Source organism: Colwellia sp. Arc7-D (assembly GCF_003061515.1).
GTDB lineage: Bacteria > Pseudomonadota > Gammaproteobacteria > Enterobacterales > Alteromonadaceae > Cognaticolwellia.
The window spans coordinates 2,892,186-2,905,307 of record NZ_CP028924.1 but is presented as its reverse complement, the minus strand read 5'-3'; the positions used below and the strand labels follow the sequence as shown (position 1 = coordinate 2,905,307).

Below are 13,122 nucleotides of genomic sequence, written 5' to 3'. Positions count from 1 at the left end.
GCAGCTAAATGCCATGGAGGCTAGGTATTATTACTGTTTGAATGGAAAAGTGTGGCATTTATAATGAGCAAAAAAAAGAGAAAGTACATTGTACTTTCTCTAATTACTACACTAGTTGGGATCTAGTTATCAATTATTTATGGATTGTACGTAACATCTAAGCTAACACCACTTGCTGCAGAGTATCCGTAAATACCTATGTGCCATGTATCAGCTACTGGATCAGTAAATGCACATGCTTCTGAGTTACCGCTTTTATATGGGCGACAGTCATATGTAGATGTAGTTGGCTTAGCACCACGACGGATGTATAAATCTGCATCACCTGTACCACCACTCATATTAAAATCAAGTGTAGACATACCAGCTGGTACATCAATTGTGTAGTAAGTCCATGCACGACGAGCTACAGAAATATCAGTTACAGAAGCACTACCACCTGTAGCAACACCACCTGTTGTAGGTTCAGTAAAGCTACCAGTCAAGCTAACACCAGTAAAAGCTGAATAACCAATAACTTTCACATGGTAATTTCCTGCTTGTGCTGTTGCAATTGGACAAGACTCTGCATTACCACCTTTGTATGGACGACAGTCATAACTTGATGTTGTAGGAGCAGAACCAAATTTAACGTAAAGGTCAGCATCGCCCGTACCACCAGCCATATCAAAGTTTAGATTTGTTGCACCGGCAGGTACAACCATTGTAAAGCTTAGTTCTTGTGAAGCTGAGCCAGCTAAGTTTGTTATAGCAACACTATTTGAAAGCTCATTACCACCACCTGTAGGAGGAGGAGTGGTTGTTCCACAGCTTGCTGCTAATGCATCAGATGCCGCTTTAGCTTGTACTAAGCCAAAACCGGTTTTGTCATCACGTCCAGCTGCACCTAAGTCAATCGCTGTTGCTTTTAATGCATTTCGAACTTCTGTTGCACTACAGCTTGGGTTATTACTCCAAACAATAGCAGCAACACCTGAAACATGAGGTGTAGCCATTGAAGTACCGTTGTAATAAGCGTAATTTTGATTACCTACTACATTCAAATTAGCCGATACGCCTAACTGGTTCATAAGTTGTAAACCTAAAGCACGATTTATTGAAACTGTTGGTACAGTTACATCAGTGTTAGCATCAACTAAAAATGGGTTTTGTAAACCTGGACGAGCACTATTACTATAAACAATAACACCAGAGGCACCTGCATCAGCACAAGCTTTTGCTGGGTTTATTTCTGGGTAGTTACTACCTTTTTGGTTGTCATTACGTTCAGCCAAACAAATATTACCTGAAACGTTTGAACAGCTATAAGTGCTTCCTGAAAGTGTACAAGCGGATAAAACACCATTAGCCGAGCTATTTACATTGCTTACTGTAAAGCTACCTGCGCTTTGTACATAATGTGTTTGAGGTACAACTTCATCATTACCATATGTAGTAGAACCCAATGAGATATAACCTAGACGACCGTCACCGGCAACCGTAGACAAAATAGCTTCACCTGGAGCTGAAATTTCAACTTGTGGTGTATATTGAGAGAATTCTGCATGTTGACGACCCTGATCAAGTGCACCTACCGCCATAACAGCATCGTATGAAGCAGGGTAAGATAGAGTTGCATCACCGTCATTACCTGAAGCAGCGATTAGTAAAACGCCTGAATCTGCAGCCGCTTGTAATGAATTTTTTTCAGCAACACTTGAACCAGCGCCACCTAAACTCATGTTAATAACTTTAGCGCCATTATTAACACAGGTATCAACAGCATCAACTAGTTCACCAACATAACCCCAGCCAGCCTCGTTAAATACTTTGATAATGTGTAAGTTTACATTAGTATTAGGCAAAATACCGACAACACCTTCAGAGTTATTTACAGCAGCAATAGTACCTGCAACGTGTGTGCCGTGTGAACCACCATTTTGGTACCAGTTACCTGTACCTGAGTTATTAGTACCTGAGGCATTGTTAGCATTTAAATCTGGGTTAGAACGTTGATAGCCTGAATCAATAATACATACAGTCATGTTTGCTGCATCATTATCAGTAAGTTGATCAGACTGAGTATCAGCGATACCCCAAGGCTGATTTTGTGCCATTAAGTAGCGTTTAAAATCTGGTTCTGCAAACTCTACGTCTGCATGACTATTAAGCTCAAGCGCCATCGCTTTTACGTCATTAATATGTTTTTGCTTGCCGATTGAAATAACATGGCGACCATTTTTAAGCTTCTTTAAATGTTTTAAGCTCTGGCCTGCTTTTTTAGCTAGACCTTTTGGCATCGCTTTTTCTGAAGCAAAGCCATTCAGTGCTTGTGCTTCAAAACCATTTTTATATTTAACAATAATGCGGTCAGTAAAGTTATGGCTTTGAACTTTTTGATCTTCGCGCCATTGGGTAAAGTCAGCATTAACTGCTGTCATCGTATTGTTTGCATTAACAGGGGTAAGCTGTAATTCAGTTGCTTGAAAAGTCTGCGCGTTGCTCGTTGCAGCAATTATAGAAAGTGTTAAAGCACTTAATCCTAATGTTCTGTTATTTATCATCTAAAGGTAACTCCAATTGTTTTTACGCTGAATCCAGTAATTTAATACTACATCGGACGTATTATTTTTCTCGTAGGATGATTAATCATCGAAATTAAGCTTGGCGTTTTTAAAGAGATTGTAATAGCAATTAAAAGACTTTTTTTAATAAAAAAACGACAAGTAATATAAATGCTAATTTATTAAAGTCATTGGTTCTATTGTGTTTTATTAATTATTGTCGCTTTTTTATGAAAAAACGTCGCGTTTATACTAGAGGGTTTTTGTGTTGCTGATAGTATCGAGTAGTACTTAAGACAAGTTTCTTAACAGCAAAAAAATAATAATAAGTTATTTACTACATAAACAGCTGGAGCATCTATGAAAATTTCTAAATTTACAAACTCTATAATTGCCATTGCAGTAACATCTGCATTTACAGCCCAAGCAGCTGATGATAGATACATCATCAAAGTTGATGAAAGTAAAAAAGGAATTGTGAAAGCGTTAGCTAAAAAACTTAATGCTGACTTGAAAATCGATGGTAACGGATTTATTGCTGCTTCTTTTGCTGGAAAATCATTAGCAGAAGTTAAAGGGTTAATGAACAATCCACATATTCAAATGATTGAAGAAGATCAACGCCGAAGTGCGAGTGCTTTATACAACGACGATATTGGTAACGCGATGACTGAACAGTTAACGCCTTATGCGGTATATCAGTCACAGGCAAATCAAGTGGTTTTTAATGCTAATGCAGGCATGAAAGTGTGTGTTATTGACTCAGGTCTAGATCGTTCTAATTCTGACTTTATATGGAACAATATTACCGGTGATAATGATTCTGGTACTGGTAATTGGGATGAGCATGGTGGTCCTCACGGTACACATGTGGCAGGTACTATTGGTGCGGCAGATAACAATATTGGTGTGGTAGGAATGGCGCCAGGTGTTGATATGCATATTATAAAAGTATTCAACGCTGCAGGTTGGGGTTACTCTTCTGACTTAGCATTCGCTGCTGACAAATGTAGTGCGGCAGGTGCAAATATCATTAGTATGAGTTTAGGTGGTGGTGCTGCAAACAGCACTGAAGAAAATGCCTTTAAAGCTTTTACTGACGCTGGTGGTTTAGTCGTCGCTGCTGCAGGAAACGATGGTAATAATGTACGCTCTTATCCCGCAGGTTATTCTTCGGTGATGATGATCGGTGCAAACGATGCCAATAACAATATTGCTGATTTTTCACAATTTCCTAGTTGTACAGTAACTACAGGACGTGGCAAGAATGTAAAGACCACAACTGATGAAACCATTTGTGTTGAAGTAACAGCCGGAGGTGTGGACACACTTTCTACATATCCTGCAGGACTTGCAACAAATGCCTCAATGAGTGCAGACGGCACAGCATATGCTTCTTCTTCTATGGAAAATATCGGAAATGTTAACGGTAGCACTTATTATATGGGGACTGCTGAAACAACGGATAGCGCTGCCAATGGTAATGTCTGCGTGATTGACCGTGGTGTTATTTCATTCCACGACAAAGTTCAAAACTGTCAGAACTCTGGTGGTATTGGCGCTGTTTTGATTAACAACGAAGCAGGTATGTTATACGGAACTTTAGGTGATACAAATGCTACAACGATTCCTGCTGTAGGCGCGGCGTTTGAAGATCGTAGTGCTCTGTTAGCAGCTACAACGGTTAATATTTCTATCGGTGCAACAGATTATGGCTTTATGAGTGGTACATCGATGGCGACACCGGGTGTTTCAGGTATTGCCGCATTAGTTTGGTCAAACCACAATGAATGTACAGGTACAGAAATTCGTGAAGCGCTAAAAGCAACAGCAGAAGATAATGGCGCTGCCGGTAAAGATGTATATTTTGGCTACGGTATTGTTAAAGCGGCAACTGCAGATGCATACTTAACTACTAATGGTTGTGCCGGTGGTGTTACGCCTCCTCCAGCAGGCGGTGATATTAGCTTAACTACTAATGGTTATCGCTCTAAAGGCAAAAACAAAGTTGATTTATCATGGTCTGGAGCGGTAACAAGTAATGTTGATATCTTTAGAAATGGCTCATTAAGATCAACAACAGCTAATGATGGCTTATTTACTGACAGTTTTAAAACTTCAGGTACATATACTTATAAAGTGTGTGACCAAGGTACTGATAACTGCTCTTCAGAATCAAGTGTTTCATTTTAGTTAGTTAATAGTAAGTCATTAAAATATCCAGCTTTAAATTACGCTGGATATTTTTGTTTACTCAACAGGGGAAACAAATGTAATTATCTAGTTAAAAGATATTAAATGGTGTGATAGTGTTTACAAATCGCTTGAGAAAAAGTGATTAAATAAAGTGATATTGACATGACTTAAGTCGTTGTTAGTGTATGTAAACAAATGAAGTTATTCACCTTACTGTTTTTAAATAAAGTTTAAAAAGATGTAACGGGCAAAGGGGATTAAAATGTCGTTCACTTCGAACCAAAATAAAATAAGAAATTTTTCAATCATTGCAGGTTTATTTACTTTGGCAATGGTCATAGGTTTTAAATCTGTAGCTGACACAGATAAAGTCGCAAAGTCTTATATAATAAGTGCTAAGAATTTTTCTGTATTGAAAAATAACCTAAAAGCATTAGGTGTTACACCTACGCATGAGTTAAAAATAATTGACTCAGTTGCCGTAGATTTAACAGATAAGCAACTAAGCAACTTACAAAATAAACAAGAGATCACTGTAAGTTCCAACTATAAAGTTGAGTTAAGTGGGCTGTCTTATGGTCAACGTAGATGGCAGCCTCAATCGGTTGTTACTGAACAAGTTGATGCCACCTATGTTCACCAAATGGGAAACTTTGGTGAAGGTGTAACCATTGCATTTTTAGATACGGGTCTTGAACATTTATCCGGTTTATCCACAGACTTGCAAGGTCGTGATAAAGCTTGGGGCACTTATGATGCGATTAATGATACTGTCAGTAATACTGGTAGTGAAGAAAGTGGTCATGGTACACATGTGGCTAGTATCGCCGTTAATAGTGATTATGATAGTTCTGGCAGAATATATGGTGTTGCGCCCAATGCGGCACATGTCGGTATAAAAGCTTTTGATGCTGAAGGAAAAGCAACGTATGCAGATGTTATTCGCGGCATAGGTTGGGCACTTGAAGTTAAAGAACAAATAAATTTACGTATATTAAATATGTCGTTTAGCGGTCCAGTTCGCTCCAATTACTGGGAAGATCCGTTAAACAAAGCAGTAATGAAAGCCTGGCAAGCTGGAGTGGTTGTCGTTGCGTCAGCAGGTAATAAAGGCTCTGAACCAATGACCATAGGCGTGCCAGGGAATGTACCTTATATAATTACTGTAGGTGCCATGACCGATGACTATACCGCTTTTAATTATTCAGATGATAAAGTAGCAAGTTTTAGTGGCGCTGGACCTACTGCTGAAGGGTTTGTTAAGCCAGATATTATAGCTCCGGGTGGACACATTTCAGGATTAATGGCGTTTGATTCTCAAATTGTTATAGATCACCCTGAATTTCATGATGGTGGACGTTACTTTGAAATGTCAGGTACATCACAAGCGGCGGCAGTCGTTTCAGGTGTGGTAGCTTTATTACTGACTGACAACCCAGCGTTAACACCAGATCAAGTTAAGTGTAAGCTTATAGCCAGTGCTTACAGTGCGAATAATAGTGATGGCAGCAGCCGATATAGTGTGTTTCAACAAGGTGCGGGTCTAGTTAGTGCCTATTATGCGATGGCTAGCGCTGAAACTAATTGTGCTAATAAATCATTAGATATAGCTAAAGACTTGAATGATGAAGAACATTATTCAGGGCCTGCTAATATAAATGAAGATGGTAACTTTTATGTTGAAGGCTTAGGTGAAGAATTTATTTGGGATATAAATGATCCCAATTTTGTAGGTGATGGTATGCTTTGGAAAACTTCTCTGCAACCATATAGTGCTTGGCAGGATACGGCTACTACAGATGGTATGTTATGGAAGACTAACTTTGAAACTGACGGCATGTTATGGAAAACAGGTTTTGGTACAGATGGTATGCTATGGAAGACCAGCTTCGAAACTGATGGTATGCTATGGAAAACGACAATAGACATTAATAGTTGGGTTGAGCCACAATAATGCAATAGAAGCTAAAAAAGTCACTTATCATAAGTGACTTTTTTAGTTAAACACTTAACTATTTTATTAGATTTATGTGTTTTAAAATAGTTAGGCTTTACTTCACTTTTAAGCAAGGTAATATTCTTCATAGGATTTATTTAAGCTGATGTGTTTGCTGTTTAATGCCATCCTTTATAAAATTGATATTACTTTTTCTTTAACTAAAACACTTTCACACAAGGTGTTTTATGCCAGGCAATAATTCCAATAAGTCATATAAAGTAACTTCTAAGTTTTTCTATTCAAATTACAGGTTAAAACTAACTAATGCTTAAGAATTTCTCCTTCTGTTTTACTTTACTATTTTGCAATATGCTTTTTGCCCAAGAAAGTAAATTGTTTAAGAGTTTTGCAATTGATAACCCAATGTCCTACAAATTTGTCATGACTATTGCTCAAGATAAAGACGGCTTTATGTGGTTTGGCGGTCAGGAGGGGTTACACAGATTCGATGGTCACCAATTATTGAGTTTTTACCATGATACATCAATTGAAGGCTCATTAAGTTCGAATGTTATCGGACGTATAATTATTGATAAGAGCCAACGAATTTGGATTGGGACTCGTGGTGGTGGCCTTAATCTTTACTACCCTGAGTCTAAAAGTTTTCGACATTTAACGACCAAGACAAAAAATGCTCAAATTAGTAACGACGGTATTAATACTTTATTTGAAGATAGTGAGGGTAAAATATGGATCGGGACAGAAAATGGTTTAAATATTTTATCAATCAAAGGTGAAAATTGGGATGTAGTTCAAATACAGCAAAAATTGGATAACAAACATAGCCTATCTCATAATATTGTACACGCGATCATTGAAACAGATGAACATGAAATTTGGGTCGGTACAAATGGTGGTGGAATATCGGTTTTTGATTTAGCTGGTAACTTTAAACGTACAATAAAGTATGCTCCTAAAGAGGATGATAGTTATATCAATAAATATATCAATGCGCTCTTTAAGGATAAACAAGGAAATATCTGGGTTGGTACAGTTGATAATGGATTATTAAAGTATTCGGTAAATGACAATAATGTTGTGCATTTTAAGTATGACGAGAGCGATACAAAATCACTCAGTAGCAATACTATTCATAATGTGTATCAAGATTTCGAAAATAATATATGGATAGCAACGGATAATGGTTTATCTATTTATGATATTGAAGCTAAATCATTTGAAAGGTTTAATCATTCTGCAAGTAATGCTTATAGTGTAAGCAGTAATTACATTATGAACTTCTATGAAGATCAAAATAATTTGATGTGGATTGGTACTAATAATGGCTTAAATCGTTGGGATTCAACGATGACAACATTCAGACAATATACCGCTAGGGAATATCCAGCTCTTGATCGATCTAATATAACCAGTTTTTCACAAGCATCATCCCAGAAGATATTTTTTAGTGCTTATAATGGGCGAATATATCAATTATCAGTAAGTAATAATGAGATTATTGAACTCGATTTAGAAAAATATTTTGAAAATCTAAGGGTGATGAATTTATTTTATGATGGCAAATATCTTTGGGTAGGTACAAGAGCATCAGGTTTGTATCGAGTGAATTTACATGATAAATCAATTAAGTCCTTTATCCACAATGAATTTATTTCCTCATCAATATCAGCAAATAGTGTAACTGACATTATTAAAGATAGAGAAGGAAGGTTATGGGTATCTACATTTAATCAAGGCCTTAATCGACTTAATGAAGATGGTAGCTTTACTCGATATATTAGTAATAAAAATACTCCTGAAGAGGGCCCAAATAGTAATTCAATTTTACATCTATTAGAGGATGAGAAAGGAATTATATGGGTCGCTACTTATGGCAGTGGACTGAGTCGATTTGATCCAACAACAGAAAGTTTTCATCATATTACTTATGATGAAAGTGATCCAAATAGCCTATCCAGTGATCTGTCTTGGTTTATATTTTTAGATAACGATAAAAACCTCTGGGTCAGTACTCAAGCAGCAGGATTAAATGTATTATCCTATGAGAACAGAGTTGCGAAAAACTATAAATTTAAACGCATCGGCACAAACGATGGCATGAAAAGTCAAACAGTTTATGGCATGATTCAAGATAGCTATAACGATATATGGTTAAGCTCAAATCAAGGTATAACAAGGTATTCAGTCAACTCTAAAGTTTTTAAGCACTTTGATCTAAGCCACGGATTGGTTGATTTAGATTACAATCATGGTGCAATTTTTAAAAGTGTCGATGATGTGATTTACTTTGGCGCAGGGAAAGGCGTTTCAAGTATTCAACCCAGTAAAAATCGAAATAAAATACAGCCTCCACAAGTACGATTAACCAATGTATTTAAGCTTAATGAACCTATGGCGTTATCAACAGCCATCACAGATCTTAAAAGCTTAGAACTTGATTATGATGATCAATTGATTTCATTTGAGTATGTTGGGCTTAATTACGCTTATCCTGAGTCTACTAAATATAAGTATCGCTTACTTGGCTTTGATCAAGCTTGGCTAGATGCAGGCAAGTCACGCCGTGCTACTTATACCAATCTGCCTGCAGGTATGTTTCAGCTGCAAATAATAGCGGGCAATAGTGACAATGTATGGAGTGAACCAGGCTATACCTTAGATATAATTGTGAAACCAGCACCATGGAATACGTGGTGGGCCTATATTTTATATACTTCTGCTGTGGCGTTAGCTTTATTGTTTTATTCTCGTTTATTAAATCGTAAATTAGTTGTTGAGCAGCAACAAAAACTCTATTTAGAACAGCAGGTTTATGATAAAACTGAGAAGTTTACATCTAAAAACTTAGAGTTAGCTCAAGCCAATAAACAATTAGAAAAAGCGGCAATTGTTGATAAAGTTACGGGCGTAAAAAGCCGTCGCTATTTAGATATATATATTGAACAAACTAGTCAATTAATGAACCAAATGCACCAAAATTTATTACCTGTGCAAAGAGAAATGTTGCCACGGCTTTATATTTTAATGGTACGTCTTAAGAGTAAAGAAGCGGTGAGTAATAGCCAGTTAATCAATCTTACTGATTTATTGCATTATAGTAGAAACAACGATGATCTCGTTATTCGTTGGTCGAATGATACTTTTGCGGTTATTGGCTATGAAAAGGGCAATAATGCCAATGAATTAGCTGCGCGTTTATCAGGTAGATTAAAAAGCGTGGTTGATGTTGATGACGCTACGGCCATTAATATGGCCTATTCATTCTTTCCATTTAGTCGAGAAAATCCTCTAGACTTATCTTGGGATCAAATCAGTGTGATGATAGAACAAGCATTAAATTATACTGATGAAAATAAGCAGCTTTCATGGTTAGGCTTATGTGGACCAAAATCTAATGTTTTTGACTATTTACAGTTGATGAAAAAAAGCAGCCTCACTAACTTAAAAGAACAAATAATTATTAAGTCAGGCTTAGTCTGATGTTCGTTGCTCTTTTTGCTTCTGTTGCTGATATTGCTTCGGCGTGGAGTCAAACATTTCTTTAAAGCAACGGCCAAAATAAGTCTGCGACGAAAAGCCAACATCAAGTGCTATACGACCAATTTGAGAGCCATTTTGTAATAGCACTTTTGCTTTGTTAAGGCGAAATTCTTTTATGAAGTTATTCGGTGTTATGCCTATTAATGCTTTAATTTTACGTTGCAACTGACGCTCGCTCATTGCCATTCTGGCTGATAACTGTGTAATGTCTAGATCAGTATCTGTATATACCTCAGCGGTTATCGATTCGAGCTTTTCTAAAAATTTATTGTCAAGTGTGACATCCTCATCACTTGTATAAGCTAAGTCTGCGACGTTTTCAATGCTATTAACTTTTCTACTTGTTTGCAGGTTTTTATTAAAGCTTTGTAAATAACTTTTTTGTAATTCTTCTCTATTAATAATTAAGTTATCAATGCGTGTTAATAGCTCTTGATGGTTAAAAGGTTTACTCAAGTACTCATCGGCTTGTAAATTTAAACCATGTAAGCGGCTATCAAGATCAGAACGGGCTGTTAATAATATCACCGGAATATGAGAGGTTAATTCATGGCTTTTAAGTTGTTGTAACACGGCAAAACCGTCAATGCCGGTGAGCATAATATCGCAGACGATAACATCAGGAATGTATTCTTGGGCAAGTGTTAATCCAAGTTCACCGCTACCCGCTATCAAGCTATGATGTTGCTGCTCTATTACTTGTTTAATATGGCTTTGCATATCCAAGTTGTCTTCTATAATTAAAACAACCTTTTGACTATGGTTTCTAATATCTTGAACTGAATTGTGAGGTTCAATTAACAAAGAAGATACTTCAGTTTGAGAAATACTTGTTGGTGTTAGCTTCTCGTCAGATATGGCAGTGGCACTAGGAATAATTAAGGAAAATTTACTACCTTTACCATACTCACTAAAAACATTAATTTTCCAATGATGTGCTTTAACCAGTTCATTCACCAAAGATAAACCAATACCAACACCGAAAACGCCTTTGTTTTGTTCGTCATCTGCGCGTTGAAAACGCTCAAATATTTTACTTTGTGAGGCTGTATTTATACCTATCCCGGTATCAATAATATCTAAGATAAAGTTGTCATTGTTGCTGTGAGCAATAACTTGAATACTGCCACCCGCTGGCGTGTATTTAATGGCGTTCGCTATTAAATTAAAAATAATTTTTTCAAATGCTTGGGCATCACAATCTAACCAAATATGTTCTGGGATATCGCAGGTTAAGGTCAAGTTGTTTTGAGTGGCAAGACGCGAAAACGAGTCTGCTGGCATCGACATTAATGTTTGCAGTCGATAGGTCGCCATAGTTAATTGTGGGTTATCAGATAAGCGAGATAGCTCAAGGAGTTGTTCAACCATACGAACTAAACGTAAACCATTGCGCTTCGCTGTTTTAAGCTCTTTACTCTCTTCCTCTGTTTGAGCTTTAACCAAGTAGCGATCTAAAATTCCATTAATAATTGTTAACGGAGTCCTAAACTCGTGGGAAATATTGGCAATAAACTTATCTTTTAAATCTAACGCTTGTTGTTCTGCAAGTTTACGTGCAGTGAGGTTAATAAAGGTAATCACAACTAAGGGTTGCTCTTCTCTTTCTGCCCATTGTAATTCTGCTTGTACAGGGAATTGAGTACCGTCTTTTCGGGTAGCCGTACACTCTATCGATATGCCAGCCTCTTTTCGTTGTAAAGTATAAACATTACTTTTGAAGTCAAAAAAGTAATGCATTTGATCATCTGTCGAGAAAAAATCGCTAACACTTGTGGCAATAATTTCACGCTCTAAACATTGAAAAAGTTGTACAGCGGCGGGGTTTGCTGAAAGTACTGTCCCATCTGTGCTAGTGGTTAATATGGCATTACTTGAGACATTAACTATCGCTTTGTCTTCACTATTAAGCATTGCACTGGTTAACACTTGATTAAGCTTCACTAATGTTTGCTGTTCGGTATTTTGTAACTCTATTTTCTTTTGATTTTTATACCCTAAACGATTTTTTCGATAAACAATCGTCATTAATAACGTTAAAGCAATACCGAGCCAAGTGGCAATTAATATCGACTGCAAATACGAGTTTATATTGTAATGCAGGTTTAACTCGGTACCCGCTAAATGCATGAATACTGAACAAGCTATTAATAAAATCAAATAAAGCTCAGACGTAAATTCTGGTGTTACTTCTGTTGGCGGCTCATCAGTTATTACAGAGTTATTAGCTGCAATAATGAGCGAGCAATACGGAATAAGCACTAACAACGTTAGTAAGTATTCTGGTAAATAAATGATGAACCAATTGTTCAGATAATCAATCATGTTATCTAACAATAATGCAGCCGCGGAAATTGCGAGAACGCCATAAATTTTGCGCCAAAAATTACTATGACATTGAACACAATTTGTCGCTAAACGAATGAAAATAAGTACAGCTATTAGCAAATGGAACAATTGAGATGAAGCTACTTTATTTTCAATCTTATTTGAAAACTCTATAGGGAGTAAAACGAAATAACTAAAACATATCAGTGTGAAGAATATGGCGGCTACACGGTTACTGATATTTTTATTACTTTTAGTTTCATTATTATGAGGGTTAGTTTCTATTGCTAGAATGACAAAAAAATAACTGCAAAGTGTGAAGAAATCTCGGATCAAAAGGTCATCACGTAAGAGACTAAAACTGAAAAGTAAGTTAGATATCAAAGCAGAAAGCAGGGCGAGGGTTATAAACTGCCAAAAAAGTTTTAGTTCTCGTGTGTTAATACGCAGGTAGCTATTAACAATGAACCCTACACTGAGCAGTTGTAAAATAAGTAGCGGGCCTTGTAAACGCCAGACATCACTTAAATTAAACATATCGTTTATTAAAAAATA

Annotated in this window: 5 protein-coding genes; 3 read left to right on the top strand and 2 right to left on the bottom strand. The window is 36.7% G+C overall.

Going from position 1 to position 13,122, the window contains the following annotated elements; all coding sequences use genetic code 11:
- Window positions 1-137 precede the first annotated feature (137 nt).
- On the bottom strand, window positions 138-2,543 hold the full coding sequence (locus DBO93_RS12595) for a S8 family serine peptidase (protein ID WP_108456661.1): 2,406 nt from the start codon (window positions 2,541-2,543) through the stop codon (window positions 138-140).
- 360 nt (window positions 2,544-2,903) lie between these two features.
- Here DBO93_RS12595 and DBO93_RS12590 point away from each other — a divergent pair, with 360 nt between their 5' ends.
- From DBO93_RS12590 to DBO93_RS12580, 3 genes are all read left to right on the top strand, one after another.
- Window positions 2,904-4,736: a S8 family serine peptidase gene (locus DBO93_RS12590; protein WP_108456660.1), complete on the top strand. Its 1,833-nt coding sequence runs from the start codon at window positions 2,904-2,906 to the stop codon at window positions 4,734-4,736.
- A gap of 265 nt (window positions 4,737-5,001) precedes the next feature.
- Complete coding sequence (locus DBO93_RS12585; RefSeq protein ID WP_108456659.1) at window positions 5,002-6,693, top strand: S8 family peptidase; 1,692 nt, start codon at window positions 5,002-5,004, stop codon at window positions 6,691-6,693.
- Between the two features lie 408 nt (window positions 6,694-7,101).
- Window positions 7,102-10,179, top strand: a complete 3,078-nt coding sequence (locus tag DBO93_RS12580) for a two-component regulator propeller domain-containing protein (protein ID WP_239058983.1) — start codon at window positions 7,102-7,104, stop codon at window positions 10,177-10,179.
- On the opposite strand, the gene DBO93_RS12575 is transcribed toward DBO93_RS12580, so the two are convergent.
- Complete coding sequence (locus DBO93_RS12575) at window positions 10,171-13,104, bottom strand: ATP-binding protein (RefSeq protein WP_108457835.1); 2,934 nt, start codon at window positions 13,102-13,104, stop codon at window positions 10,171-10,173. The two genes, DBO93_RS12580 and DBO93_RS12575, sit on opposite strands and share 9 nt — an antisense overlap.
- Window positions 13,105-13,122 lie beyond the last annotated feature (18 nt).

Excerpts from the sequence above, each read along its gene's own strand:
- DBO93_RS12595 (WP_108456661.1), bottom strand. The coding sequence starts at position 2,543 with ATGATAAATAACAGAACATTAGGATTAAGTGCTTTAACACTTTCTATA.
- DBO93_RS12590 (WP_108456660.1), top strand. The coding sequence starts at position 2,904 with ATGAAAATTTCTAAATTTACAAACTCTATAATTGCCATTGCAGTAACA.
- DBO93_RS12585 (WP_108456659.1), top strand. The coding sequence starts at position 5,002 with ATGTCGTTCACTTCGAACCAAAATAAAATAAGAAATTTTTCAATCATT.
- DBO93_RS12580 (WP_239058983.1), top strand. The coding sequence starts at position 7,102 with ATGTCCTACAAATTTGTCATGACTATTGCTCAAGATAAAGACGGCTTT.
- DBO93_RS12575 (WP_108457835.1), bottom strand. The coding sequence starts at position 13,104 with ATGTTTAATTTAAGTGATGTCTGGCGTTTACAAGGCCCGCTACTTATT.